At 65.1% G+C, this 25,588-nt stretch carries 22 protein-coding genes and 1 tRNA gene; 10 read left to right on the plus strand and 13 right to left on the minus strand.

Features of this window, described 5'->3' with window-relative positions:
• Positions 1-199 precede the first annotated feature (199 nt).
• On the plus strand, positions 200-739 hold the full coding sequence (locus tag PYV00_RS00550; RefSeq protein ID WP_275226286.1) for a hypothetical protein: 540 nt from the start codon (positions 200-202) through the stop codon (positions 737-739).
• 5 nt (positions 740-744) lie between these two features.
• On the opposite strand, the gene PYV00_RS00555 is transcribed toward PYV00_RS00550, so the two are convergent.
• The 5 genes from PYV00_RS00555 to PYV00_RS00575 all read right to left on the minus strand — a co-directional run bounded on the left by PYV00_RS00555 (position 745) and on the right by PYV00_RS00575 (position 10,059).
• Entirely contained in the window at positions 745-1,119 is a 375-nt protein-coding gene (locus tag PYV00_RS00555) for a hypothetical protein (protein ID WP_275226287.1), read from the minus strand.
• A gap of 85 nt (positions 1,120-1,204) precedes the next feature.
• The gene (locus PYV00_RS00560; protein WP_275226288.1) at positions 1,205-1,891 is read right to left on the minus strand and encodes a CHAP domain-containing protein; all 687 of its coding nucleotides are present in this window, start codon (positions 1,889-1,891) and stop codon (positions 1,205-1,207) included.
• A 214-nt stretch (positions 1,892-2,105) separates the two neighbouring features.
• Complete coding sequence (locus PYV00_RS00565) at positions 2,106-2,558, minus strand: DUF4019 domain-containing protein (RefSeq protein WP_275226289.1); 453 nt, start codon at positions 2,556-2,558, stop codon at positions 2,106-2,108.
• Between the two features lie 8 nt (positions 2,559-2,566).
• The gene (locus PYV00_RS00570; protein WP_275226290.1) at positions 2,567-3,046 is read right to left on the minus strand and encodes an outer membrane protein assembly factor BamE; all 480 of its coding nucleotides are present in this window, start codon (positions 3,044-3,046) and stop codon (positions 2,567-2,569) included.
• A gap of 53 nt (positions 3,047-3,099) precedes the next feature.
• Positions 3,100-10,059, minus strand: a complete 6,960-nt coding sequence (locus PYV00_RS00575; RefSeq protein WP_275226291.1) for a hypothetical protein — start codon at positions 10,057-10,059, stop codon at positions 3,100-3,102.
• 486 nt (positions 10,060-10,545) lie between these two features.
• Here PYV00_RS00575 and PYV00_RS00580 point away from each other — a divergent pair, with 486 nt between their 5' ends.
• A complete protein-coding gene (locus tag PYV00_RS00580) occupies positions 10,546-11,805 on the plus strand; it encodes an EAL domain-containing protein (protein WP_275226292.1) in 1,260 nt (419 codons plus the stop codon).
• Between the two features lie 7 nt (positions 11,806-11,812).
• Here PYV00_RS00580 and PYV00_RS00585 read toward each other — a convergent pair whose 3' ends face one another.
• A complete protein-coding gene (locus PYV00_RS00585) occupies positions 11,813-12,088 on the minus strand; it encodes a hypothetical protein (RefSeq protein ID WP_275226293.1) in 276 nt (91 codons plus the stop codon).
• Positions 12,089-12,820: 732 nt separating this feature from the next.
• Between PYV00_RS00585 and PYV00_RS00590 the strand changes: the two genes are divergently transcribed.
• On the plus strand, positions 12,821-13,462 hold the full coding sequence (locus PYV00_RS00590) for a response regulator transcription factor (protein WP_275226294.1): 642 nt from the start codon (positions 12,821-12,823) through the stop codon (positions 13,460-13,462).
• Here the strand turns inward: PYV00_RS00590 and PYV00_RS24385 are convergent.
• Both PYV00_RS24385 and PYV00_RS00600 read right to left on the minus strand, forming a co-directional pair.
• Positions 13,345-13,611 carry a transposase gene (locus PYV00_RS24385; RefSeq protein WP_428981598.1) on the minus strand — a complete coding sequence of 89 codons (267 nt, stop codon included), beginning with the start codon at positions 13,609-13,611 and terminating at the stop codon, positions 13,345-13,347. The two genes, PYV00_RS00590 and PYV00_RS24385, sit on opposite strands and share 118 nt — an antisense overlap.
• Before the next feature lie 362 nt (positions 13,612-13,973).
• Positions 13,974-14,063, minus strand: a tRNA-Ser gene (locus PYV00_RS00600).
• Positions 14,064-14,155: 92 nt separating this feature from the next.
• Between PYV00_RS00600 and PYV00_RS00605 the strand changes: the two genes are divergently transcribed.
• Both PYV00_RS00605 and PYV00_RS00610 read left to right on the plus strand, forming a co-directional pair.
• Entirely contained in the window at positions 14,156-15,202 is a 1,047-nt protein-coding gene (locus PYV00_RS00605; RefSeq protein ID WP_275226295.1) for a peptidylprolyl isomerase, read from the plus strand.
• Entirely contained in the window at positions 15,199-15,513 is a 315-nt protein-coding gene (locus PYV00_RS00610; RefSeq protein WP_275226296.1) for a DUF1905 domain-containing protein, read from the plus strand. Before PYV00_RS00605 ends, PYV00_RS00610 begins: the two co-directional genes overlap by 4 nt.
• Positions 15,514-15,602: 89 nt before the next feature.
• Here the strand turns inward: PYV00_RS00610 and PYV00_RS00615 are convergent, their stop codons facing one another.
• Positions 15,603-17,696 carry a RelA/SpoT family protein gene (locus PYV00_RS00615; RefSeq protein WP_275226297.1) on the minus strand — a complete coding sequence of 698 codons (2,094 nt, stop codon included), beginning with the start codon at positions 17,694-17,696 and terminating at the stop codon, positions 15,603-15,605.
• 423 nt (positions 17,697-18,119) lie between these two features.
• Between PYV00_RS00615 and PYV00_RS00620 the strand changes: the two genes are divergently transcribed.
• Positions 18,120-19,559, plus strand: a complete 1,440-nt coding sequence (locus PYV00_RS00620) for an Ig-like domain-containing protein (RefSeq protein ID WP_275226298.1) — start codon at positions 18,120-18,122, stop codon at positions 19,557-19,559.
• Between the two features lie 190 nt (positions 19,560-19,749).
• On the opposite strand, the gene hemF is transcribed toward PYV00_RS00620, so the two are convergent.
• Entirely contained in the window at positions 19,750-20,613 is an 864-nt protein-coding gene (hemF, locus tag PYV00_RS00625; protein ID WP_275226299.1) for an oxygen-dependent coproporphyrinogen oxidase, read from the minus strand.
• Between the two features lie 46 nt (positions 20,614-20,659).
• On the opposite strand from hemF, the gene pdeM reads away from it, so the two are divergent.
• A complete protein-coding gene (pdeM, locus tag PYV00_RS00630; RefSeq protein WP_275226300.1) occupies positions 20,660-21,337 on the plus strand; it encodes a ligase-associated DNA damage response endonuclease PdeM in 678 nt (225 codons plus the stop codon).
• Positions 21,338-21,499: 162 nt separating this feature from the next.
• Positions 21,500-22,021 carry a translation initiation factor IF-3 gene (infC, locus tag PYV00_RS00635; RefSeq protein WP_275226301.1) on the plus strand — a complete coding sequence of 174 codons (522 nt, stop codon included), beginning with the start codon at positions 21,500-21,502 and terminating at the stop codon, positions 22,019-22,021.
• Between the two features lie 90 nt (positions 22,022-22,111).
• Here infC and PYV00_RS00640 read toward each other — a convergent pair whose 3' ends face one another.
• On the minus strand, positions 22,112-22,513 hold the full coding sequence (locus PYV00_RS00640) for a VOC family protein (RefSeq protein ID WP_275226574.1): 402 nt from the start codon (positions 22,511-22,513) through the stop codon (positions 22,112-22,114).
• A gap of 73 nt (positions 22,514-22,586) precedes the next feature.
• On the opposite strand from PYV00_RS00640, the gene PYV00_RS00645 reads away from it, so the two are divergent.
• Positions 22,587-24,008 (plus strand): SLC13 family permease, encoded by a 1,422-nt coding sequence (locus PYV00_RS00645; protein WP_275226302.1) that lies wholly within the window; start codon positions 22,587-22,589, stop codon positions 24,006-24,008.
• Positions 24,009-24,071: 63 nt separating this feature from the next.
• On the opposite strand, the gene PYV00_RS00650 is transcribed toward PYV00_RS00645, so the two are convergent.
• Complete coding sequence (locus tag PYV00_RS00650; protein WP_275226303.1) at positions 24,072-24,605, minus strand: J domain-containing protein; 534 nt, start codon at positions 24,603-24,605, stop codon at positions 24,072-24,074.
• Positions 24,606-24,750: 145 nt separating this feature from the next.
• Between PYV00_RS00650 and PYV00_RS00655 the strand changes: the two genes are divergently transcribed.
• Positions 24,751-24,924 (plus strand): hypothetical protein, encoded by a 174-nt coding sequence (locus PYV00_RS00655; RefSeq protein WP_275226304.1) that lies wholly within the window; start codon positions 24,751-24,753, stop codon positions 24,922-24,924.
• 57 nt (positions 24,925-24,981) lie between these two features.
• Here PYV00_RS00655 and pal read toward each other — a convergent pair whose 3' ends face one another.
• Complete coding sequence (gene pal / locus PYV00_RS00660; protein WP_275226305.1) at positions 24,982-25,500, minus strand: peptidoglycan-associated lipoprotein Pal; 519 nt, start codon at positions 25,498-25,500, stop codon at positions 24,982-24,984.
• Positions 25,501-25,588 lie beyond the last annotated feature (88 nt).

Genomic DNA, 25,588 nt, shown 5'->3' on the forward strand with positions numbered 1-25,588 from the left:
GCGCCCGGCGATGAGTAGAGATATCGGCACGGGGCGACTGGCGCCGTGCTCATCCCGATCCGCTGTCCGCCACCCCTTTGACAACACCGCCGCCACTTCTCATCGACACCACGTTCGTTTGACAAAGGCCCTCGTCGCCCCTTTCGACCGTACATATCGTGAATTTGACAGCGCAGTTCACGCGGTTCAACGAAACCGCATGACGCTCCCGCAACACGGACCAATTATGAAGAAAATGCGGGCGTTGCGCACCGCGCTCAGAGCTGGCGCATTCGCGGCATTGCTAGCCGGCTGCAGCCACCACGGCTCTGTCCGGGTCGCCGGTTTCGTAAGGCCCGTCCCCGGTGCGATTACGTGCAGCATCATCGGCTCCGGCCTGCCGGATGCCGATCCGCAGTTCACCCCCAGCCTTGCTGGAATCGTCCTGCCTGAATGCAATTTCGGCAAGACCGACACACCGCCACAGGTCGTGGTGCAGATCGCCCTGGCCGAGCACGATGCGCGCACCGTGGCGGTTCCGCCGGCGCCCGAAACCACATCCTCACCACCGACGACCAGACCGCGAAAGGGGGTTGAATATGTACTTCAGGTCAAGGCGGAGGAGGCCAGCGGGAACGAAGTTCTGGCCCAGGCCAGCGCGCGCAAAACCGTGCGAAAGGCGCTGAACGAGGCCCAAAGCCACGCGCTCTACACGGCGCTTGCCCAGTCGATCGCAACGGTACGGCCTGCCGCACCCTGAAGCAGTTAACTCCAGCAAAAGCTCTGTTTCACAAGAAGAGCCATTACAAGCAGGATAGTAAGCTGAATTCCGGCAATAACTTTCATATACAGACGCATTGACTTAACATTTGCGGCGAAAGCAGCGTGATATAGAGCCACATCATTGCGGAAGAGCATCATTCCGCAATTAAAGATTTCCGAATCCTTAGCCTGCTTCACGGCAAAGTCCGCAAGACGCAGGTCCAGAGATGCGCGAAGCTGGCGCATCTGCTCAAGGTATGACACTTCGATCCGCGTTCCCTTTTGGTGGAGAAGCAGTTCCTGGACTATACGTTCGGCCCTTTCGGGATCGCCGCCGGCCGCCGCGAGAAAATCTCCCAGCCCGCGATAATCGATCAACAACCCTTGGTCCTTTCACCCTCGAAGCCGAATTTCTCGCCGAAATTACGGCTATATTCGCGACCGGATGGACAACGACGATTGATCAATTATCGTTGTTCCCGCGAATGACTTTTCGATCCGCGCCTTCCTCCCGTTCGAACTTCGCGATGATTTCGCCAATCGGGTCCGGCCGGCGCATCGCATCGGCGTGAGGCAGCTTGGCCGGCCGCCTGGGATAGATAAATCCGGATACCGGCCAATCGGTGTTGCCAAGGCCTTGAAGCGGCGCATACCACACGCGCACCGTGCTCCAGTCGTTCCGCCGCGACACATCCAGCACGACGACATCGTTTTCGATCTGCCCCCTCATGCCGTTGATCGGTGACCAGTTGGCATGCCGGACCAGCACGGTTCGCTGATCGACAATCCGGCTCACGACCGCAACATGCCCCAGGTTCATGTTCCGATAGGGTTCGAACGCCATGACGGCGCCCACGCGCGGATTCGTCCCGCGTTCATACCGGCTCTGCGCCTGTTCCCACCAGGTCCAGGCATCGCCATGGATCTGGATTCCCGATGTCGCTCGCGCATAGGGCACGCACTGGAGATATTGACCTGAACCGGCGAAAGCGATCCGGGCCTGGCCGAACACGGCGATCAGCAACGCGCCTGCCATCGCGGCCGTTTCACCGCGAGAGCGCCCCCTGCTCATAAGCAAAACCCCAAATTCGTTGCGCTGACAATAATAACTGAAAGGGAAATTGCGGAGGCGTCGGATCGTGCGGACCATATCCGAGAGGCTGTTTGCGGCCTCAATGCGAAGCAAGGGGCCGGGCCGCACGGGGGAACGCTGAAAACGGCGGCCCGGCCAGTTGACACCATCGGATCGACAAGCCCACTGGGCAGTGGCCTGTGACCGACGCCCTCGACACCCGTTGTCGCTTCTTGAAATTGGCACGGAATGTCTTCGCGAGAGATCGTCATCAAGATTGCGGTACTTTCAGCTATTCAAGAAAATATCCACAAAGACGCCAGACCTTGTCTGTGTCGAGCACGAAGGAGACTTGCTCTTTCAGCACCGTATTTGTGGCATTAACCCAGACCAGCGATACCGTGACGTATTCGCCCATCGGCAAGTTCCTGCCTGGCTCAGTCACGCGGACATGGGAAACATTGCTCCAGTCCATGGCACGCACGGCGCCAAAGGCGGTCCGCTTGGCAAGGGCCTTGGCGAAAGCGTCGCGCGTCACCGAGCGTTTCAGGATCGGCGATGCGCCTTCCCAGAGTTGCGCTCCTCCGCCCTGCCCCGCGCTCTGCGATGTCGCGACCGCGGCATTGAGGAAATGGGACACGTCCCGCGCGCCGTCCTGGGCGGTAGCGGGAACCGCGAAGAGAAGGCACAGAAAGGCCAATAGATAACGCATCTGGGAAATCCCTTGCTGGAACACGCTGGTCATTCGCACGATCAGTGCTCTTCGACCGCAGAGGCCGCCGTCACGGCCTTGGCAGGCGCCCTGAAAGTGCTCGCCAGCAGATCGGCGCAGGACTGATCGTGGAAATAGGCCGCCTCGACGCGTGCCTTGGCATCGAACCGGATCTGGTACTGGCACGAGCGATGGTCGTTGCCCGAACCCGTGTAGAAGTTGAGGATGTAGTTCCACCGGCGAACACCGAACAGTCCCTCATGAAAGTGAGGAACGTCCAGCAGGGTATAGACCTGCTGCTTAGTCAGGCCGGCAACGACCATCGCCACATTGCGAGGCGGGACGAAAGCGCCGGCCTTGCGCGTCGCATGGGTCGGATCGGGAAACACCGCCGCCGAATCCGTGCCGGGAAGAGATTCCGGCAGACCCATGGGCGTCTCTGCCTGAACGGCGGCCGGCAAAGCGCCCGCGACAACCAGGGCAACGAGTGATTTACGAACTATCATCAGAAATCCTTTCACGGGATGAAGTGCTGACAACCAGGAGGCGCGGCTCGCCTCCCGAGCAGGCCGAGTCAGAACTGGAAGCCCATCCCGACCGCACCGCCGCCCTGGCCTCGCGTGTTGTAGGTGCCCGTGGCCTTGATGATCACACGGCCATTGTCCGATGCCTTCGACAGCCCGAAGGCTACCGCCTGCTCTCCCTGCCAGGTCGAGACACCCACGCCGGCGATCCCCATTCCGGGTTCGAAGGCCTGCGGTACCTGCGACATCGCCATGGCCGAGGCGGTTCCCCCGTTCGCATCCCTGCGGAAGCGCGACAGATCGAATCGGACACCGGCGATGGCATCGTCGGTATAGTCGTTCGCCTGATCCAGCACCGTGGCAAGCTGGCTGACGTTGACGGCGTCGGTGGGCGCGGTCCCCGCCGCGACATTCACGATCTTGTTTCCACCCATGTCGAGCGTGTCGCCGGGCGCCAGCGAGATCCCGCCCGAGTTGATCGTCGGGCCTCCAGCCACGCTGACGCTGTTGACCTTGATGTCGGGATTGAGGGCGACCTGCACGTTGCTCCCATCCTGATGGACGACGACGTTGTCGCCCGCGATGATCGCGGCCGTGGCGCCGGGCGCGACATTGGCCACGCTCGTGCCGGTGGCCACGCCCGTACCCACGGCGCCCGTGGTGACGTTCCACCCCTGCCCCGCGAACTGGATCGCCGCCTCGACATTGGTGTAGGTGGTGCCACCGACCGAGATCGAGGTGTTGATGGTGTTGGTCGTCGGGTTGTAGCTGGACGACGGGCTGAGCGCATCGGCCACGCTGTTGCCCAGGGCGACGAGCTGGCTGCCATTGACCGCGTCCTTGCTCGTCTCCGAAAGCGTTGCCGCCGTCACGCCCGTGATCTTCCCGGTCGCGCCGTCGTTGATGACGACGTTGCCGAACTTCGGGCTGTCGGCAATCTGGACGGTCACCGTGCCTGTCGCGGCATCGGTGACGGTTTTCATATTGCCGGCGGAATAGGTGCCGGCCGTGGTGGCGCCGCCCCGGATGGCAAGCACCTCGCCGTTGTAACGGGTCACCGTGCCCCCTTCGTTGCCCGAGAAACCGAGGTGAACATTGTCCACCGCGTCGTTGAGCTGGCCGAGATTCACCGCCTGGTCGTTCTGCGTGGCATTCGCGACATTGTTGATCGTGTTGCCACCGACGTTGATCGTGGTTCCCCCAGCGATCGTCACGTTATTGTTTGTCACGTTCAGCGTATTGGCGATGTTCGCGCCTTCATTGACCGTGATGGTATCGACCGTGATGTCCTTGGCGAGATTGAACGTCACATCGTTGCTGCTCGACGACTTCGATACGACGATGTTGCCATCCGAGTTGCGCAGGTCCACCGAACCACCGGGCCCAACGTTGCTGGAATTTGCCCCCTGCGCGCTGATGTTCCACCCGGCGCTGGCGACCTGCTGTACCTGATAGAGTTGGCTGCCGTTCACCGCGTCGGTGCTGGTGGCGTTCACCGCGCCGGCGGCGACATTCGTGATCACGGTATTGGCGGCATTGATCCCCGTGGTGGTGACGCTCGGCCCGCCCGCGATTGTCAGCCCGTTGGTGTTGACCGTCGTGTTTCCGGTGGTCAGGCTGTTCGAGATGAGGTCGGGATTGGTCGCGATCGTCAGGCCGATCCCGTTCTGGGTGATCGAGATGTTGTTGCCCGCCGTGATCGTCTGCGTCGCTCCGGGCGCCACGTTCGCTACCGACGTCCCTGAAACGGTGCCGGTGCCCGTAGCCGCCGTGGTCACGTTCCACCCCGCCCCGGCAACCGCCTCGACCGCCTTGAGCTGGGCGACGTTCACCGCGTCGCTATCGGCCGTGCCGGCCGCGACGCCGGTGATCTGGCGGAACTGGCCATTCGCCGCATCGCCGACCGAGACCGCCGCCAGCGTGCTGGTCGTATCGGTGACGGCCTGGGCCTGAGCGGCGTTAGCCCCGGTCGGAACATAGCCCGCCACGCCCGCCGCCGTATCCGCCACCGAGCCCGAGCCCAGCGCGACGCCGCCGGCGAGGCTCGCTGTCGAATTCGCGCCGATCGCGACGGCATCGTCAACGGTTGCGCTCGAATGGGCGCCAAGCGCCAGGCTGTTGGTACCCGCTGCGTCGGCATAGGCACCCAGCGCGGTGCTGTTCTCCTGCGCCGCCGAGCTGCCGGAACCGATGGCAACCGAATCCACTCCGTTGGCGCCGCCGTTGACGCCATCGGTCCAGCCGATACCGATCGCGCCCTGCGCCGTTGCCATGGCGTTGTTGCCGATCGCCGTTGCGTGCTCGGCGCTGGCGTTCGCCGTTGTGCCCAGAGCCAGCGAGTTTGTGCCCGAGGCCGACGAATTCTGGCCCATAGCCGTCGCGTGATCGCCGCTCGCCGTGGTGTTAACGCCCGCCGCCAGCGCGCCGGAGCCCGTCGCGCCGTCATTCGCGTAATTGCCTTGCGCCGCGCCGCCATCGTTGACGCTGTAGTAATGCGTCTGGCTCGCCGCCACGGCGCTCTGGAGCTGGCTGACGTTCACCGCGTCGGTGGCGTTCACGCCGGCGGCGACATTGGTGATCGTGTTGCCACCGTTATCGAGGCCGGTGTTGGCGAGCGCCACGGTGCCGTTCGGCCCGCCCGCGATCGCCACGCCGGTGTTGTTGACCGTGGTATTCCCCGTGGTCAGGCTGTTCGAGATGAGGTCAGGATTGGTGGCGATCGTCAGGCCGGTACCATTCTGGGTGATCGAGATGTTGTTGCCCGCCGTGATCGTCTGCGTCGCTCCGGGCGACACGTTCGCCACCGACGTGCCCGTTACCGTACCGGTGCCCGTCGCCGCCGTGGTCACGTTCCACCCTGCCCCGGCTGTCGCCTGAACGGCTTGCAGCTGGCTGACGTTCACGGCGTCGGTCGCGTTCACGCCCGCCGCAACGTTGGTGATCGTGTTGCCGCCGTTATCGAGGCCGGTGTTGGCGAGCGCCACAGTGCCGTTCGGCCCGCCCGCGATCGCCACGCCGGCGTTGTTGACCGTGGTATTGCCGGTGGTCAGGCTGTTCGAGATCAGATCGGGATTGGTCGCGATCGTCAGGCCGGTGCCGTTCTGGGCGATCGAGATGTTGTTGCCCGCCGTAATCGTCTGCGTCGCCCCCGGCGCTACATTCGCCACCGACGTGCCCGATACCGTGCCGGTGCCCGACGCCCCCGTCGTCACGTTGAATCCCGCGCCAGCAACCGCCTGGACGGCGTTGAGCTGGGCGACGTTGACCGCGTCGCTATCCGCGGTGCCGGCCGCGACACCAGTGATCTGGCGGAACTGGCCGTTCGCCGCATTGCCAACCGAGACCGCGCCCAGCGTGCTGGTGGTGGCCGCGATCGCTGCCGCCTGCGCGGCGTTGGCCCCCGTGGGCACATAGCCCGAGATCCCGGCCGCCGTGTTGGCAACGGAATTCGAACCCAGCGCAACCCCGTTGTCCACGGTAGCCGAACTGAAGAGACCGTTGGCGATGCTGCCGTAACCGGACGCCGAGGTGCCGGTGCCCAGCGCAACCGCGTAGTCGCCCGATGCATTGGCGATAGCGCCCAGCGCAGTGGCGGAATAACCGGAAGCATAGGCGGTGGAGCCGAACGCGGAACTTGAGACGCCCGAGGCGCTGCTGCCTGCGCCGACCGCGACGCCATAGTCACCCGAAGCGGTAGTAAGATTGCCGATCGCAACGGTTCCCTGGGCGGACGCAGCGGCACTGCTGCCCACGGCGAGGCTCTCGTTCCCCGTCGCGGCGCTCCCGAAGCCGACCGCGATATCATTGCTGTCGGTGGCGACGGCACCGATGCCGGCGGCGAGGGAGCCTAAGCCGGTCGCGCCATCGTTGTTGTAGTTGCCGCCCGCCGTGCCGCCGTCGTTGACGCTGTAGTAATGCGACTGGCCGGCCGCCGCGTCGGCGGCCACTGCCTGAAGCTGTGCCACGTTGACCGCGTCGCTATCGGCCGTGCCCGCCGCGACGCCCGTGATCTGGCGGAACTGGCCGTTCGCCGCGTCACCCACCGAAACCGCCGCCAGCGTGCTGGTGGTGGCGTTGATCGCGGCGGTCTGCGCTCCGCTCGCGCCGGTGGGCACGTAGCCCGCCACGCCCGCAGCCGTACTCGCGACCGAGCCCGAACCGAGCGCGATCGAGCCCGCGACGTTCGCCTGTGCTGAACCAATCGCCACGGCATCTACTGCATTCGCAGCCGTGCTCGCGCCATAGCCGATTGCAACGGCACGATCGGCACCGATGCCCGGTGTGGAGAATGTCCCGATGCTGATCTGGCCGTTACCCGCACCACCTGAGCCTGCGGCCAAGCCGATGGAAATATTCTCTTCACCGGAGTTGTTCTGACCGGCGAAGACACCCAGCGCAGTGTTGTTCTTCCCGCTCGCACCCTGGCCCGCGCCACGCCCAACGGACACGTTGTTGCCGGATGCCGCTTCGGAACCGGCACCAAGCGCGACGCCATAGATGCCGGCGGCGGTGCTGTTGACGCCGGCGGCCAGACTGTCGAGGCCCGTCGCGCCATCGTTGTTGTAGTTGGCCTGCTGCGTGCCGCCGTCATTGACGCTGTAGTAATGCGTCGTCGCCGCGTCCCGCGCGGCCTGAAGCTGCGCGACGTTCACCGCGTCGCTGGCGGCAGTGCCGGCCGCGACGCCAGTAATCTGGCGGAACTGGCCGTTCGCCGCGTCACCCACCGAAACCGCCGCCAGCGTGCTGGTGGTGGCGTTGATCGCCGCCGCCCGGGTTGCGTTGGTCCCGGCCGGAACATAGCCCGCGACCCCTGCGGCCGTGCCGGCGATCGAGCCCGAGCCCAGGGCGACGCCCTCGCTCTGCGTCACCACCGCGCCATTGCCCAGCGCCGTCCCCTTGGTGATGGCCGTCGCCACGCTGAGCGGGGTGCCGCCCGCATCGGCATTGTCGCCGAAGGCCGCGCCGCCACCGCCCGCCTTGGAACCGGCACCCATGGCCACCGAACCCGTGGCCAATGCATCCCGGCCAATGGCGATGGCATCAACCCCGGTCGCTGCCGCATTGGTGCCCAGCGCCAGCGCATCCTCGGCAGTCGCTTCACTGTTGGCACCGATGGCGATCGTCCGGTCAGCCGCGACATAGGCGCGGTTACCCAACGCTACGGTGTCGTTCAGCGCGACATGGACAGGGTCGGCGCTGCCGACTGGATTGCCATCGTGATCGGTGACGACGCCGGAAGCTGGATCAATAGAGAAGCCGGTGCCCGCCGACGTGCCGATTGCAATGTTGTCGCTGCCTTCGGTGGCGATACCGGCCGACTCACCGGAGATGTAGTTGCGATTGCCCACGGCTGCCAGTCCGGCGAACCGTCCGATGGCGGCGTTGCCGTCGCCAGTCATCGCGCCGCCCGCAAGATAGCCCAGCGCGAAATTGCCATCGCCTTGAACCCCGACGCCCGCGCCATAGCCGACGGCCGCGTTGCCGTCGCCGTTCACCAGGCCACCTGCCGAGGAGCCCAACGCCACATTCTGGCTGCCTTGCGCATCGGCGGCGGCGTTGAAGCCGACATAGGTGTTGAGCCCACCGGTCGAACGGATGCCTGCGGCTGTGCCCAGGTATGTGCCAGACATGCCGCCGGTAACATTGGCGCCCGCGTAAGCTCCGACAGCGGTGTCGTTGACCCCAGCGGCACTGGCGCCCACGCCGGCCGCCATACTGTCAATGCCCGTGGCACCATCGTTGGCGTAATTGGCCCGCTGCGTGCCCGCGTCATTGACGCTGTAGTAGTGGGTCGTCGCCGCGTCCTGCGCGGCCTGAAGCTGAGCGACGTTCACTGCATCGGTGGCGGCGGTGCCCGCCGCGACATTGGTGATCTGGCGGTATTGATCGACATCGCCCACGCTCACCGCGCCAAGAGAACTGGTAGTGGCGGCGACCGCAGCGGCATGGGCCACGCTAGCGCCCGTGGGAACATAGCCGCCCACGCCGGGGCCCGTAGTCGCGATCGAGCCCGAACCCAGCGCGACACCGTTGGCCACGGTGACCTGCGCGCCGTTGCCCAGCGCGAGGCCACTGCCGCCCGTCACCTCGGCACCATTGCCCAAGATCATGGCGCCGTCGGCGGAGACGGTGTTGCTGTTCCCGATCACGCGCACGTCGCTCAGCGCACCATTGATCGCGTTGTTGTTGCCGAACACGCCACTGTAATTGGCCGCGATCGTGCCGTTGTTGTTACCCACACTGAAAGTGCCGGTGCCGGTGATCGTGGTGGGGTCGCCGATCGCCACCGAATTGTCGCCAGACACGACATTACCGGTACCGATCGAGATCGTGTTGACCCCGCCCGCCATGGCACCATTGCCGAGAGCGATTGCGCTGTTCTTGGTGGCCACCGCTTCCGGCCCGATCGCGATGCTCCGATTGCTCGTGGCCGATGCACCGACGCCTGCCGCAAGCGCATAGTCACCCGTCGCCGCCGCATCGGCGCCAATGCTTATCGCGGCGATCGCGGGGGAATGAGCCGAACCGCTACCTCCCCCGGCATTGGTTCCGATGGCGATAGCATCGGAACCCGTCACGTATTGACCCGCCGCCGTGCCGATCAAGACGGCTCGCTGGCTGTCCGGCATGGCCGCGCCGGTTTCACTGCTGCCGATCCTGACATTCGCCTCCTGGCCGGGCACACCGCAATTGGGCTGGAAAGTGCCGATGCCAGCCGCGCCCAACGGCGAGGACCCGTTCGGGCACAGCGCAATGCCCGAACCTTCCCCCTTGATGACGACCTGCGATTGCGCGCTGGCCGGTGTCGTCACCGCCAGAGCCAGTATCGGCAGCAGGCTTCCCGCCAGAACCAGGGGTTGAAAGCCCGATTGCCGTGCGCCGGCCCAGCGAATGACGGACAGCCCCGTGACATGGACGCGCGAGACTTTGCCACCGAAGCCGAGCGGACCGATGCCCGATCGCCGACGGTCCATGCCCAGCGTCAGGCAGGAAAGACGAAGGATTGCCATGATCCGGCGGCGCAACGTCCACCCTGCTCCGACCACCCCGACGATCGCGCCGAAGTGCGCTGAGGCGGCCGTCCTTTGATCGCCGGCCATTCCCCCACGGGTCGATGTCTTGTTCATAGTTCCTGCCCCATCATGCAACCACAAAGTGCCCAAGGCTCATTCGAGTCTCAGCATTCATTCCCCGCTGATAGGTCGTTACAATCCGCAAGACTGTTAAATATTGTAAATTTATCTCCTAAAAGGCCGGATATGACGGAAATTTGCCAATAATATCGGAAATCAAGTTTCAATATTTTGGCATTATATTTCAGTTATCGGGGAGTTCCAGTATCTCCCCTCCCTTAATCCTGACAATTATTTGCAGTTAACCCCGGAGAGAGCGTCTATAGGCTGAACGGCCCAGTGGATGAGGACGCTATCGTCCAGGGGCACGCCATTGGTTCGCGCCTTCGCGCTGATCGTGAAGACTTCGTGTAGGGGACAATCTTGGGGCAGTTTCCGTTACAGCCCGAAAGCAAGCGGACTTCGGACGCTGAACACAATCCTGTCATCTGCCCAGGGGATCCGCGCCCTTATCTGCGGCTCGATAACCTGCATCAGATCAAGGCCGCCTTTGGATCCCACGCGGCGGACAAGGTGCGTCGACTGGTCATCGCGAAACTGGCGCAACGCCCCGGCGATCGGGACCAAGTCATTGAGGCAAAAGCCGTTCCGACCGACGACGACTGGCTGGAGATATGCCTGCCCGCATCACTGATCGCGCAAGGGGCAACGCCGGAACTGGCCTGGCAGCGCCTTGCGCCGAGCCTTTGCGCGGAACTGTCGATGCAGGCGTTCGATTGTGACGGCCGAAAAGTCCACGTATTGCCGTCCTGGCACGTGTCGCCGCAACACGATGGCCACGCCGGGCCCTTCGCACCGCACGCCCTTGCCGCGTCAGACCCGGCGGCGGTCCATGCGGCTTATGATACGGAATGGCGCCGTCAATATCGGGCTGACATGGCGTCGGTGGCCGCGCTCCTGGCAAAGACCGCCAAACGGGAACTGCTGCTGGCCTGGCAGGCTATCGAACATTTCTCGGACCGTTCCAACGTCCTGTATTACAAGGCATCCCCGTACACGGTCGACGAGAGGGCGACGGCCCCTTTTGTCCCGCACGAAGCGCTGGGAGCGCTTGATCGTCTGGGCTTCGCCCCGCTTCTTGACCTGCATATCCTTGATCGGTTGCTCGACGAACTCGATGCCGCGCCTTCGACGATGGCTTTTGGCATGAGCGTGTCACTGGCCAGCCTTGTGGCAGAACGTTGGGCCGCGCAAATCGAAGGCAGCTTGAGAGGCAAACCCGATCTTACGCGCCGGCTCTTCATTGAACTGCCGGAAATCTCGCCGACGCTGATCTCCCGGGCCATCGGCTTTGCCGACCGGATGCATCGGCTGGGGTGCCGCGTCGTTCTGACAGGCTTCGGCACGGGCATTGCCTCGATCCGCAACCTGCTTGCTTTGCCGGCCGATATCGTCAAGCTCGATGGCTACTTCCTGCGGCGCGCGGGCCTGTCCGACCGCGACCGGCAGATCTTTCAGAGAATTGTCGAACTGGCACAGGCGATCGCCGCCTTCGTCGTGGCCGAAGGCGTTGAGACAGCCGAACAATACCAAATGGCTCGGGAAGCCGGGGTCGAATGGCTGCAGGGTAATTGGCCGAAGCCTCCGACGCCTATTCGCCCGTGGATGGGACAACATCGGTGAAGAGAACTCACAAACTGGACAGATTGGAAACTCGGTACGACAGTGCGGATTCGGTCGGGGCGAACAGGCCAACGCCGTGGCGGAGGCCAGACGCCGATCTTGAGCCCGAGACATCGGAAGCGACCGACGACTGCGCTTCACCATTCCTGATCGGGCTGATCAACGCCTTGCCGCTGTCCATCGCCTTATGGGTGGTTTTCCTGGGGGTTGGCTGGTGCGTGGCCGACTGGCTGAGGTAGCTCGCTTCCGCCGCGAGAAGCCAATTGTTCAGCTTTTTTAACATATGAAGTCAGGATAGGCGGCTTTATCGCGAGAATCGGGGCCTTTAGGTTTCGCGTTCGCAAAAGTCGCCCTATCGGGAGCACCGGTCGGGAACAAGGGAAGGGATGCATGGGGATGGCTTGCCATAAACGCCCGAAGAACAATGCCAGGTTTGCATGATCGGCGAGGTTAGGATGGCCCGATGGGCGCCTTGGCGCGATCCCGGACCGCCTCCACTGACGCGTAAGGCACCGCTCATATTCGTCATATGAGCGGCCGCGAATGAGTCTGCAAAGCATTGCGTTCATGTCGACGTTCTTTGGCCAGCGCCATCGGGCCGCCTGGCCCCGAGCGCGGCCTGAGCATCAGGCTCCCGAAGCCTGATCGCCAAGCAAGCGAGGAGGTTGGCCGGTTCATCGGTCTCCCGCCGCACATGCTCGTCAGGGGCATGACCAGCGGCCCCGGTGAAGGACACCGAAACCACCGCGCGCTTGAAAATTGCCGGTCTGTGCTCGCAAGTGTGCAGCGCTGTTGTGCCCGGAGCCTCGGCAGTAACGCCTGACGTCTGCCGACATTCGTTCCGCAAGCTGGCCGCAGGGCTCGTTGCGGCCGGAAATGTCAAAGAATGTAAGGCGCCCTGTTAGGCCCCGGACCTGTGCACTACTCGACCATGGACATCCAACGAGAGGGGATAGCACGGCAGGCCATGACTCAAATTGAGCAATGGTCCGCATCGTGTTGTTGAGACCATAACATGCGCATCGGCATCCTTGAAGATGATGTTACCCTATTAAAACAAATCGAAAATATTCTAATTGAAGATGGCTATTGCTGCCGATCCTTTTTTACCGGCCAAGAACTCATGCGCTTCCTGGTACGTGACAGTTTCGACGTGCTTATCATTGATTGGAATGTGCCGGAAATATCCGGAATTGACCTGGTCAAGTGGTTAAGACATCGCGATACGACCCATGTCCCGGTCATCATGCTGACAAGCCGCATCGACGAGGACGACATCGTGCGCGCGCTCAATGCCGGCGTCGATGAATATATCGCAAAGCCGGTATCGCCGGCGGTACTGCTGGCGCGCGTGCGCGCCTTGCTGCGTCTTGCCTATCCGAAATCCGGCTTAAGCAATCTCGAGCAATACGGACAGTTCGCGTTCAACACGAGAACGGAAACGCTGAGCATTCACGGCGATCCTGTCCAGCTCACCGCTCTGGAATTCAGCCTGGCCCTGCTGCTGTTCCGCAACCTGAACAGAACACTGTCGCGTTCCTATGTGTTCGAGACGGTTTGGGGTGGTAACAAGACGCTCCAGACGCGAACCGTCGATACCCACATCTCGAACATCCGGCGCAAGATCGGCCTGCGCCCCGGCAGGTCGCACCAGTGAGCCCCTGAGCGTAGAACCCACAAACATCCGTTCACGAACAAGCGGTTATCTGATCCTGTCCGACCCGGATCGCTCGCCTTGCCCGGCAGCAAGGGCGCCACCTTCGCCCACTGACCATCGTTCAACTCGTATCGCTTGACTGCCATCATACTCTCCGCGCCTCAACACGGAGCCCTATGAATCAGCCTTCAGACCTTTTGGGAATCATGAATGTCGATCCCGCCTAGGCCTAACCGAGCCGACAATACCGTTCAATCCATGCATGTCTGGCGAAACGCCGGACAGGGCGCAACGCCCATTCGCGTGAAGCTGTTGAAATTTTGTCGTAGCGCCAGCCATCTGTCAAGCTGCGTGGCAAATCGTAGCCATCCGAACGGTACGAAGATTTTGGCACGGCTCGCGCAAGCCACCTTCTGATTGTAGGTAGAAACGAGTGATTGTAGGTAGAAACGAGGATCGACGCCGAATCGGCGTATATTATCTCTCTAAATCAATAACATACGGTGAGATGTGGCGGAGCGGGAGGGATTCGAACCCTCGATACGGGTTACCGTATACACACTTTCCAGGCGTGCGCCTTCGACCGCTCGGCCACCGCTCCGTATGCCAGGTGGCTCAGCCGCCGGGCAAGGCAAGCCCCCTAGCGGTACGCGGGCGCTTTCGCAAGGCGTGGCGGGATGGCAGGGTGGTAAGATGAAACGACTCCTTTCCGGCATCGCCCTTGTCCTTGCTCCCCTGCCCGCCCTGGCGGCACCGCCGGCCGTGCCCGAGGCGGGGGTGACGCCCGGCGCCGTGGTCGCGGCGGCGGCGGCCGGGGAGTGGCGGCGGATCGCGCCGGGCGATCTGGTGGTGATGGACCTTGCGCCGCTGGCGGCGGGTCCGGCGGGGGCATCGGCGCCCCGGCGGGTGGTGATCCAGCTGATCGCGCCGCCGTTCTCGCAAGGCTGGGTGGAGAATATCCGCAAGCTGGCTGCGGCGCACTGGTGGGATGGGCTGGCGATCGTGCGCGTGCAGGATAACTATGTCGTCCAGTGGGGTGATCCCGATGGCGACGATCCGCGCAAGGCCAGGCCCTTGCCGGCGGGGCTGCGGGCGATGGCGGAGCGCGACTATGTCGTGCCGGTGCGCTCCGCCGGCGCGGGCAAGACCGATCCGGCGCTTGCCATCCCGGACGGCGGCAGCTGGGCCAGCGATCCCTACGTGCAAGGTGCCGCCCCCGCCTCGCCGGCGGGGCTGACGGGGTTTTCCGGGGGCTGGCCGATCGCCTACCTGCCCCGCGGCCCGCATGAGGACGGCGCGGGCGGCGCGACCGGACGCATGGTGGGAGAGGCATGGCCGGTGCATTGCTATGGCTCGGTGGGTGTAGGCCGCAGCGTTTCGCCCGATACCGGAACGGGGGCGGAGCTTTACACGGTGATCGGCCATGCGCCGCGCCAGCTCGATCGCAACATCGCGGTGGTGGGCCGGGTGATCGAGGGGATCGAGCACTTGTCCTCGCTGCCGCGCGGCACCGGGGAACTGGGGTTCTACGAAACGGCTGCGGAGCGCGTGCCGATCGTCGCGATGCGGCTGGGCAGCGAGGTGCCGGGCCTGCCCGCCTACGAATACCTGGCCACCGACAGCGAGAGCTTCGCCCGCTATGCGCGCGCCCGCGCCAACCGCAAGGATGACTTCTTCATCCGGCCGGCGGGCGGCGTTGACGTGTGCAACGTGCCGGTGCCGGTGCGCCGCGCGCGGTGAGCGAGCACATCGCGCACCGGGGCGCGCTCTGGCGCTGGACCCGGGCGACAGGCGCGGCCTCGTGGCATTTCGTGACGATCGACGGCGCGGCGGGCGAGGCGCTTTCCACCACGGCGCTGATGCGCCGGCTGGAAGGGACGGCGCGCGGTTTCGGCTCGCTCAGGGTTGTCGCCACGATCGGCGGGAGCCGGTTTGCCACATCGGTGTTCCCGTCCAATCCTGAAGGCTGGATGCTGCCGGTCAAGGCCGCGGTGCGCAAGGCGGAAGGCATCGCCGAGGGCGACACGGTGGAGATCGTGCTGGAAGTTTGAGAGCGCGTCCGGGAATGGGCCCATGGACGCATGGCGGCACCAGCCCGCTCCCCCGCCCAACCGCGAATACGGCGGGAAAGCGTTGTGCCTCAGATGCGCTCGGCGTCGGCCACGGCTTCGCTGGCGCGCAGCGAGCCGGCGATGCGGGTGAGGTGAGCCAGGTCGCTGACTTCCAGATCGACCTCGTAAGTGCCGAAAGGCTCGTCGCGCTGGATCATCTGCAGGTTGGCCACATTGGCGCGGTTGCGCGCGAAGATCTGGGTCACTTCGGCCAGCGTGCCGGGGCGGTTGTAGAGCACCAGCCGCAGCCGGCCGATCGCGCCGGTGGTGCGCTCTCCCCAGGACAGGTCGAGCCAGTCCGCGTCCACGCCATTGGCCAGGCTCATGCAATCGATGGTGTGTACTTCCACTTTCTGGTCGGGCCGGCGCAGGCCGACGATGCGGTCTCCGGGCACGGGATGGCAGCATTCGGCCAGTTCGAAGCCCACGCCCGGCGTCAGCCCCCGGATCGAGATCGCCTGTTCCTGGCGCGGCCAGTCCTGATCGTCGGGCAGTTCATCGGTGCTGCCGGGCACCAGCGCTTCCATCACTTGCCGGTCGGTCAGGCGGGCGGAGCCGATGGCGAACATCAGATCCTCCTCGTCCTTCAGGTTCAGCCGGCGCACCGCCGCGCCGATCGCCTTGCGGCCGATCCGGCCGGGGATGCGGCCGGCGATCTCGTCGAACAGCTTGGAACCGATCGTGGCGACTTCCTGGCGTTCCTTGGCGCGCACGCCGCGCCGGATCGCCGCCCGCGCCTTGCCGGTGACGACGAAGCCCAGCCAGGGCAGTTGCGGCCCGGAACGCTTGCTCTTGATGATCTCCACCACATCGCCATTGGCAAGCTGGGTGCGCAGCGGCACGTGCCGGCCGTTGATCTTGGCGCCGACCGCCGCATTGCCCAGATCGGTGTGCACGGCATAGGCGAAATCGACCGCCGTCGCCCCCTTGGGCAACTGGTGCAGCGCGCCTTTGGGCGTGAAGGCAAAGATCCGGTCCTGATAGATCGCCAGCTTGGTGTGTTCGAGCAGTTCGTCCGCATCGTGGCTGGCATCGACGATCTCGATCAGGTCGCGCAGCCAGGCCACTTGCCCGTCGGGCTTCACCCCGCCCTGCTTGTAGGCCCAGTGGGCAGCCAGGCCGAAGCCGTTGGTGCGGTGCATGTCGTGCGTGCGGATCTGCACTTCCATGCGCATCGAATTGGCATAGATCAGCGCGGTGTGCAGGCTGCGATAGCCGTTGGTCTTGGGCGTGGAGATATAGTCCTTGAACCGGCCGGGGATCATCTGCCAGGTCTGGTGCAGCACGCCCAGCGCCTTGTAGCAATCGTCGACCGTTTCGGTGATGACGCGGAACGCCATGATATCGGTGATCTGCTCGAACGTGACGTGCCGTTCCGACATCTTGCGCCAGATCGAATAGGGGTGCTTCTCGCGCCCCACCACTTCGACTTGCAGCCCCGCCTCGGCCAGCGCCTGCTTGATGTCGAAGGCGATGGCATCCACTTGCCCGCCGCCCTCGTTGCGGATCTGGGCGAGCCGGCCGGTGATCGTGGCATAGGCCTCGGGCTCAAGCTGCTCGAAGGCGAGCAGCTGCATCTCGCGCATGTATTCGTACATGCCCACGCGCTCGGCCAGCGGGGCATAGATATCCATGGTCTCGCGCGCGATGCGGCGGCGCTTTTCCTCGCTCTTGATGAAGTGGAGCGTGCGCATGTTGTGCAGCCGGTCGGCCAGCTTGACCAGCAGGACGCGCAAGTCCTCGCTCATCGCCAGGAAGAACTTGCGCAGGTTCTCGGCCGCGCGCTCGTTCTCGGTCAGCGTCTCGATCTTGGAAAGCTTGGTCACGCCGTCGACCAGCCGGGCGATTTCCGGCCCGAAGAATTCCTCCACCTCGGCGATCGTCGCCAGCGTATCCTCGACCGTGTCGTGCAGCAACGCGGTGACGATGGTTTCCTGATCCAGCTTCAGCTCGGTCATCAGGCCGGCCACCTCGATCGGGTGGCTGAAATAGGGATCGCCCGAGGCGCGCTTCTGCGAGCCGTGCTTCTGCACGGTATAGACATAGGCGCGGTTGAGGATCGCCTCATCCGCGTCGGGATTGTACGCCTTGACGCGTTCGACGAGTTCGTACTGGCGGAGCATCGCTGCCTAGATGGCCTTGTTCCATCGCCAAGTTCAAGGTCTATGCGCGCGGCCATCGGCGGATTTGCCCGATATTCGATGGGTTTGGCGCTTCACACAGCCCCGCGCGTGAAGCGTTCGGCAAAACCCGCCCGGCCGCGCGGCCCGCGCCGGCCCGCCCGTTAAGCTTGCAGACAGGCTTTCGCGCCAACAGGAGCGCATCCATCCGGCTCCTTCCACGGTAAATCGGGGCGGAGCCTTGTCTTCGGGTGATTAAAGTGCTGCACACGCCGAGTGGGACTGCGGAGCATGGACCGGGAGGCGCAAAACCGCGTTGGCGAATCAAGCCTGATCCGAGGGGCCGGGGCGGTCCACGGGCGGGAACCGTCACGGGCCAGCCATCCTGAGCCGAATCACTAAGGCCCAAATCACAAGGATCGTATAGTGGCAATCATCGTTCGCATCACTTCGGCAGACGGCAAGAAGGTCATCGCCAAGGTGCTTCCCGCGCTACCTGCGCATATCAAGGTTCCCGCCGGCGCGCATGTCGATGTCATCGACAAGGACAGCGGCCAGCGCATGTCGCTCGGCCAGTATATCAACGCCCATTCGGGCGACGATCGCGGCGCGAAGGATGGCCAGCCGGGCCACGATCAGGTCACGGTGGAAACCGTGCAGGAATGGTCGGTGGCCGAGGACTGGCTCAACACCATGGCCCAGCAGCCGACCACCGAATACGCCGCCGATGCCTCGACCGCGAGCGCCGCGCCGGCGACCGACCAGTGGTATGCCACCGATGCGAACAAGCATGAAGGGCAGATCATGGGCTACAGCAAGGACACGCTGATCATCGGCGGCCTTGTCGGCGGCGGCCTGGCCGTGGGCGCCTTCGCGCTGTCGAGCGGCGGCGGTGGCGGCACCAAGGACACGATCGGCCCGGCCGCGCCCACCGGCCTGGCCCTGGCGGCGGCGGACGATACCGGCACCTCCACCACCGACGGCATCACCAAGAACACCACCGGGCTGACCATCACCGGCAACGCGGAATCGGGATCGAAGGTGGAAGTGTTCGACGGGGTGAAGAGCCTGGGCTTCGCCACCGCCAGCGCCACCGGCACGTTCTCGCTCGATGCCGATCTGGCCGAGGGATCGCACGCCATCACCGCCATCGCGCAGGATCAGGCGGGCAATATCGGCAAGCTTTCCGGCACGTTCACGCTGGTGGTCGACACCACCCCGCCCGCCGCGCCGACCGCGCTGGCGCTGGCCGCCGCCGATGACACCGGCAGCTCTTCGACCGACGGCATCACCACCAAGGGCGAGGGGCTGACGGTAACCGGAACCGCCTCGGCCAATGGCGTGGTCGAACTGTTCGACGGCGCCACCAGCCTGGGCAAGATCACCGCCGGCACCGACGGCAAGTTCAGCATCGACATCGCGCTGGACGAAGGCGTCCACACCGTGACCGCCAAGACCACCGATGCCGCCGGCAACCTGAGCGATGCCTCGGGCGCGATCACCATCAATGTTGACAACACCGCGCCGCTGCCCCCCTCGCTCCTCGATCTCGCGGCCGATGACGACAACGGCGCTTCGAACAGCGACAACATCACGTCCAAGACGACCAACCTGACGATTTCGGGCACGACCGAGGCCGGCGCGCGAGTCGAGCTGTTCGACGGGTCGACCAGTGTTGGCACGTTCTTCGCCGGGGCCGACGGCTCCTTCGCCAAGGACATCAATCTTGCCATCGGCGATCACGCGATCACCGCGAAAGTGACCGACCTGGCCGGCAACACCACGACCGGGACGAACGCGCTGGAAATCCACATCGTCGCCCCAGATTCCGCGGCGCTGCTCAGTTCGACCAGCCACTTCGGCTGATCGCGACTTGGCGGACCGGCCGGGCGCGGGCCCGGCCGCGTACGTGGGTAAATACGCCTTTCGGCGCCTTGCGGCACCGGCCCACGCCCCCACCCGGCCTCCCACGGAAGTATACTTGATGGGAGGCCGGGTGGGGCGTGGGCCGGTGCCGCAACGAAACGCGCTCTTCCGCGCATTTCCCGACAACCTTTCAGCTCCAGGTGGCTTCGGGCGGCAGGCTCATCAGGATCGCGTCGATATTGCCGCCGGTCTTGAGGCCGAAGGCGGTGCCCCGGTCATAGACCAGGTTGAATTCGGCATAGCGCCCGCGCCATTCGAGCTGGCTGGCCCTGTCCCGCGGCGTGAAGGCCAGCCCCATGCGCCGCCGCACGAGGCGCGGGAAGACGGCCAGGAACGCCTCGCCCACTGCGCGGGTGAAAGCGAAGTGCGCTTCCCACGCCGCTTCATCGGCGCATTCGAGGTGATCGTAGAAGATCCCGCCGACGCCGCGATGCACCTTGCGGTGGGGGATATAGAAATACTCGTCCGCCCAGGCCTTGAAGCGATCGTAGTAATCCGCGCCATGGGCATCGCAGGCGGCCCGCAGCGCGGCGTGGAACTCGGCGGTATCCTCGTCATAAGGCAGCGGCGGGTTGAGATCGGCGCCGCCGCCGAACCAGGCCCTGGTCGTGGTGAGGAAGCGCGTGTTCATGTGCACGGCGGGCACGTGCGGATTGGCCATGTGCGCCACCAGGCTGATGCCCGTGGCGGAAAAGCCGTTGCGCTCGGCACTGGCGCCATTGACCGAGGCGGCGAAGTCCTTCGCCAGCCCGCCCGCCACGGTCGAGACATTGACGCCCACTTTCTCGAACACCGCGCCTTTCATCAGCCCGCGCGTGCCGCCGCCGGTCTCGCCCGCCTCGCCATCCACCGCCTGCCGCTTCCACGGGGTATAGGCGAAGGCGGCGTCGCTCCCCGCCTCGCGCTCGATGCTTTCGAATTCGGCGCAGATCGCATCACGCAAGTGTTCGAACCAGTCGCGCGCGCGGGCGGTGTGGGAAGTCCAGTCAGTCATGGCCTGGCCGCTTGCCAAATCGGGCGGCCTGCGGCAAGGGGAAGCCATGGTTCCCTTTTCGTTCTCGAGTCAGGAAATGCACCTCGTTGGCGGCCGCGCGCTTTACTGGCCGCGCGAGCAGGCACTGCTGGTGGCCGACATGCATCTGGAAAAGGCCAGCTTCTTCGCGCGCGCCGGCCAGATGCTGCCGCCCTATGACAGCCGCGAAACGCTGGAACGGCTGGCGCTGGCGATCCGGCAGACCGGCGCGCGGCGCGTCTTCGCGCTGGGCGACAATTTCCATGACAGCCACGGCACGGACCGGATCGAGCCGCACGCGGCCGGGATGCTGGCCGCGCTCACCCGCGCGGTCGACTGGGTCTGGATCACCGGCAACCACGATGCGGACCTGGCCGGCGGCATCGGCGGCGAAGTGATCGGGGAGATCGTGGTGGCGGGCGTGGCACTGCGCCACATCGCCCGCCCCGGCGCGTGCGAGCCGGAGATTTCCGGCCATTTCCACCCGCGCCTGACGATCAGCGCGCGCGGCCGGCGGATCGCCCGGCCTTGCGCGGTGGGCAGCGAGCGGCGGATGATCCTGCCCGCGTTCGGCGCGTTGACCGGCGGGCTGAACGCGGCCGATCCGGCGATCCTGGCGGCGATGCAGCCGGCCGCCGCGATCGATGCGATCGTGCCCGCCACGGGCCGGCTGATCCGCTATCCGCTCTGGCGCGCGGCGGCCTGAAGCCCTACATTGGCCGCAAGCCTTTGCAGGCTCACCGCGCGTCAAGCCGGCGAACATCAATTCGCGCTTTGCTTGTGCCCTTGATTCGCACTATTGACCCGCGCAATCGCACCGTAACAGAAACGATACAGGAGAACGCATATAGCACCCCCACCCCGGCGCATGATGGCGCCGCCTACCAAGAGCGGACCGCGCTACAACGGTCTCATCCAGGTCGATAAAGTTCGCGTGATCGACGAGAACGGCGAAAACCTCGGCGTCATGTACACCCGGGAGGCGATCGAACAGGCAGCCGAAGTCGGCCTCGATCTCGTCGAAGTCTCGCCCAGCGCGGACCCGCCGGTCTGCAAGTTCCTTGATGTCGGCAAGTACCGCTACGAAGCGCAGAAGAAGGCCAACGCCGCGCGCAAGACGCAGAAGACGCAGGACATCAAGGAAATCAAGATGCGTCCGAACATCGACGATCACGATTACGATGTGAAGATGCGCAACATCCACCGCTTCATCATCGATGGCGACAAGGTGAAAGTCACGCTGCGCTTTCGTGGCCGCGAGCTTTCGCACCAGCAGCTCGGCATGGACCTGCTCAAGCGCGTCCAGGTCGATGTCGAGGAAATCGCCAAGGTGGAGGCCTATCCGCGCATGGAAGGCCGCCAGATGCTGATGGTGCTGGCGCCCAAGTAAGGCGCAAAGGGGCCAGGCAAATCAGGCAATGGCGGCGGCGCGGGGCAATCGCGCCGCGCCTGCCCTGCCCTCCCGCCCGTCCTCAGGCCCTCATGCGGCGGCGGGCGGTTCCCACAATTCGATCGGATTGCCTTCGGGATCGCCGATCCGGGCAAAGCGTCCGACATCCGGGTGATCCCACTCCGCGCGCCGCTCCACCGCGATTCCGGCCGCTTCCAGACGCGCGGCGAGGTCATCCAGCCCGGTGACGCGGAAATTGAGCATCACTTGCCGGTCGGCGGCGAAATAGTCGCTGCCGGCGGCGAACATGGCGAACACGGTTTCGCCCGCATCCTGGCGCCAGCTCCAGCTCCCGTCGGGGCCGGGCTCGCCAGAGCAGGTCGCGGCAATACCCAGATGATCGCGATACCACGCCGCCAGCGCGGCCGGATCGCGCGCGCGCACGAATACGCCCCCAATGCCGAGCACGCGCCCTTGCGCTCCATCGCCCATCGCCGCCACTCCGTGCTTGCCCTTGCCTGCCCGCAGACTAGGTTCTCGCGCGGGTGACACAAGAGGGGCGCGCATGACGGCAAGATGGATCGGGCTTTTCGCCGGACTGGCGGGCTTTGCCGTGACTCTGGCCCTGCCCGCGCCGACGGGGATGCCCGAACCGGCCTGGATCGTTGCCGGGCTGGTCGTGTGGATGGCGGCCTGGTGGATGACCGAGGCGATCCCGCTGACCGCGACCGCGCTGCTGCCTTTCGTCGTCCTGCCTTTCGCCGGGGTGATGACCGCGAACGAGACCGCGTCGAGCTATTACTCGCCCACGCTGTTCCTGATCCTGGGCGGCGCGTTCATCGCGCTGGCCATCGAACGCACCGGCCTGCACCGCCGGCTTGCGCTGGCGCTGCTGGACCGGATCGGATCGGCCGGCGGATCGGGCCGGCTGCTGTTCGCCTTCATGCTGGCCTCCGGCATTCTGTCGATGGCGATTTCCAATACGTCCACCGCGCTCATCATGATGCCGATGGCGATCGCCGTGCTGGAAGCCGGCGGCATCCATGAGGAAGAGCATGGCGGCCTGTCCGGCGCCTTGCCGATGGGCATCGCCTTTGCCGCCTCGATCGGCGGGCTCGGCACGATCGTCGGCTCGCCGACCAACGCGATTGCCGTGGCCCTGCTCGACACGATGATCGGCCTGCACATCAGCTTCGCGCAATGGAGCGCGATCGGCGTGCCGGTGGTATTGCTGGGCATCCCGCTAGCCGCCTGGATCATCGCGCGCACCCAGCAGGTTTCGCGCCATCGCTTCGATGTGGCGGCGGCCCGACGGGCGATCCATGTCGCCGAGGAATGGACCCGGCCCGAACGCCGGCTGATCCCGCTGGTCACGCTGGCCTTCCTGCTGTGGATCTTCACGCCGCTGCTCGCGCCGGAACTGCCCAAGGGATCGTTGACCGACGGCACGATCGCGGTGGCGGTGGGCCTGCTGCTGTTCATCGTGCCCGACGGCACCGGGCGCATGTTGCTGACCTGGCAGGAAGCCAATCGCGCGCCATGGGACGTGATCATGATGTTCGGCGGCGGGCTGGCGCTGGCCGAGGGCATGGGCGAATCGGGCCTCGCCGACTGGCTGGGCCAGGCGCTGCTGCCGCTTTCCGCGGTGCCCCTGCCGGTGGTCGCGCTGGCGATCGTCGCCATGGTGATCCTGATCACCGAATTCGCCAGCAATGTCGCCACCGCCAGCGGCATCATGCCGGTCGTCGCCAGCCTCAGCGTGGCCCTGGGCGCCGATCCGCTGCTGCTGGCCATGCCGGCCGCGCTGGCCGCAAGCTGGGGCTTCATGCTGCCGGCGGGCACTGGCCCCAACGCGATCGCCTGGGCGACCGAGCGCATTTCCCTGCCCCGGATGCTGCGCGCCGGCTTCCTGCTCGATCTGGCCGGTGTGCCCTTGCTGGTGGGCGTGGTCTGGGCCGTGGCGATGCTGTCGGGCGGAAGTTCGTAACGAGATGCGACTTTGTCATCGCAAGATCCTCCTCCTGCCGGGGGAGGATCAGAACGATATGGCTCAGCCGCGCCACTCGCGGCGTTCCTCGGCCGCGCGCAGGACTTCGTAGGCAACCTGGAAGGTCTGGAACGCCTTGGCCGCATCGGCATCGCCGGGGCGGACATCGGGGTGGACTTCCTTGGCCTTGTTGCGCCAGGCCTTCTTCACCGTCTCGAAATCGGCATCGGGATCGAGCCCCAGCACTTCGAGCGCGCGCATCTCGTCACGGCTGCGCGAACCGTCGCCGGAACCGGCCCAGCCGTAATGCGCCGATTCCTTGTAGCCGCCCGCCTCGGCCCGCTCGGTCGTCTCGCGCTCGGCCGCTTCCTCGGCCGAAAGGCCGGCGAAATAGTCCCAGCCGGCATTGTATTCGGCGGCATGTTTCTGGCAGAAATACCACCGTTCCGGGCTGTTGGGCGATTTGGGTGCGGGGCACGAACCCGGTTCGGTGCAGCCGTGCCGATCGCACAGGCGCACTTGCGCCGCCTCGCGCGCGCCTTCGTAGCCGCGCCAGCGTGGAAAACCCCAGTCATTGGATCGGCGAACGCGGGTCATCCTTTCTGCGATAGTCCGCGACTCGAAGGCGATGCAACCCTTGCAAATCGTTCACGACGGATTAACTGCGATCGCCATATTGCTGCGTTGCAATATCTACCAGCCATACTTATAGTAACCTGACTTAGCTTTTTGAGGATCCGCGATGAGTGACCGCCTGGCGATTTCGGCCACCTTTTCGGTGCTGATGATGGCGATCTACGTGCTGTTCGGCGCCGAGGCGCAGCGCGTGCCGCTGAGCCCCACCAGCCATGGCCCCTCACCCAGCGCGCCGGCATGGCCCGGCGATGCGGGGCGGGTCCTGGCAAGCTGGCGCTGACCGGCACGCGGCCGGCCAGCGCCCAACCCGAACAGGCAACCCGCTCAGGCGCCGCGATCAATCGATGGTGACAGTCACGGCGCGGCGGTTCTGCGCCCAGGCCTGCTCGTTGGACCCCAGCGCGATCGGGCGTTCCTTGCCATAGCTGACGGTCGAAAGCCGGCCCGCGTCGATGCCCAGGCTGACCAGATAGTTCTTCGCCGCGTTGGCGCGCCGCTCACCCAGCGCCAGGTTGTAATCGCGGGTGCCGCGCTCGTCGCAATGCCCCTCGATCGTCGCGCGCTTGGCCGGATAGCGGGCCAGCCACTGCGCCTGCTTGGCCAGGGCCACCTGATCGGCCGAATCGACGTCATAGCGATCGGTATCGAAATAGATCGTATCGGCGCCCATCATCACTTGCACGAAATCGGCCTGGCTGCCGGGCACGGGCCCCAGCGTGCCGGTGCCCGCATCGGTGCTGGTCGCCGGGCCGGGCTCGGGCGGCAGTTCCTTGGGGGCCTTGCTGGCACAGGCGGACAGCGCGAGCGCGCCCGCGAGAATCGCAAGAGACGGTCCAGTCTTCAGGGGGGTATGCATGGCAATCTCCTCGGCTAGCGAAACGTGAAATCAACGGGGCGCCGCCAGGTTCCGGGCAAACGTCCCCAGGGTCAAGCCTGGTGGCGGC

It is taken from the genome of Novosphingobium album (ex Liu et al. 2023) (genome assembly GCF_029076845.1).
Lineage (GTDB): Bacteria > Pseudomonadota > Alphaproteobacteria > Sphingomonadales > Sphingomonadaceae > Novosphingobium.

Coding starts and splice junctions, on each gene's coding strand:
- PYV00_RS00575 (WP_275226291.1), bottom strand. CDS start 10,059: ATGGCAATCCTTCGTCTTTCCTGCCTGACGCTGGGCATGGACCGTCGG.
- PYV00_RS00655 (WP_275226304.1), top strand. CDS start 24,751: ATGAGTGACCGCCTGGCGATTTCGGCCACCTTTTCGGTGCTGATGATG.
- PYV00_RS00560 (WP_275226288.1), bottom strand. CDS start 1,891: ATGGTCCGCACGATCCGACGCCTCCGCAATTTCCCTTTCAGTTATTAT.
- PYV00_RS00590 (WP_275226294.1), top strand. CDS start 12,821: ATGCGCATCGGCATCCTTGAAGATGATGTTACCCTATTAAAACAAATC.
- infC (WP_275226301.1), top strand. CDS start 21,500: ATGATGGCGCCGCCTACCAAGAGCGGACCGCGCTACAACGGTCTCATC.
- PYV00_RS24385 (WP_428981598.1), bottom strand. CDS start 13,611: ATGATGGCAGTCAAGCGATACGAGTTGAACGATGGTCAGTGGGCGAAG.
- PYV00_RS00615 (WP_275226297.1), bottom strand. CDS start 17,696: ATGCTCCGCCAGTACGAACTCGTCGAACGCGTCAAGGCGTACAATCCC.
- PYV00_RS00585 (WP_275226293.1), bottom strand. CDS start 12,088: ATGTTAAAAAAGCTGAACAATTGGCTTCTCGCGGCGGAAGCGAGCTAC.
- PYV00_RS00550 (WP_275226286.1), top strand. CDS start 200: ATGACGCTCCCGCAACACGGACCAATTATGAAGAAAATGCGGGCGTTG.
- hemF (WP_275226299.1), bottom strand. CDS start 20,613: ATGACTGACTGGACTTCCCACACCGCCCGCGCGCGCGACTGGTTCGAA.
- PYV00_RS00605 (WP_275226295.1), top strand. CDS start 14,156: ATGAAACGACTCCTTTCCGGCATCGCCCTTGTCCTTGCTCCCCTGCCC.
- PYV00_RS00650 (WP_275226303.1), bottom strand. CDS start 24,605: ATGACCCGCGTTCGCCGATCCAATGACTGGGGTTTTCCACGCTGGCGC.
- PYV00_RS00645 (WP_275226302.1), top strand. CDS start 22,587: ATGACGGCAAGATGGATCGGGCTTTTCGCCGGACTGGCGGGCTTTGCC.
- PYV00_RS00640 (WP_275226574.1), bottom strand. CDS start 22,513: ATGGGCGATGGAGCGCAAGGGCGCGTGCTCGGCATTGGGGGCGTATTC.
- pal (WP_275226305.1), bottom strand. CDS start 25,500: ATGCATACCCCCCTGAAGACTGGACCGTCTCTTGCGATTCTCGCGGGC.
- pdeM (WP_275226300.1), top strand. CDS start 20,660: ATGGTTCCCTTTTCGTTCTCGAGTCAGGAAATGCACCTCGTTGGCGGC.
- PYV00_RS00565 (WP_275226289.1), bottom strand. CDS start 2,558: ATGACCAGCGTGTTCCAGCAAGGGATTTCCCAGATGCGTTATCTATTG.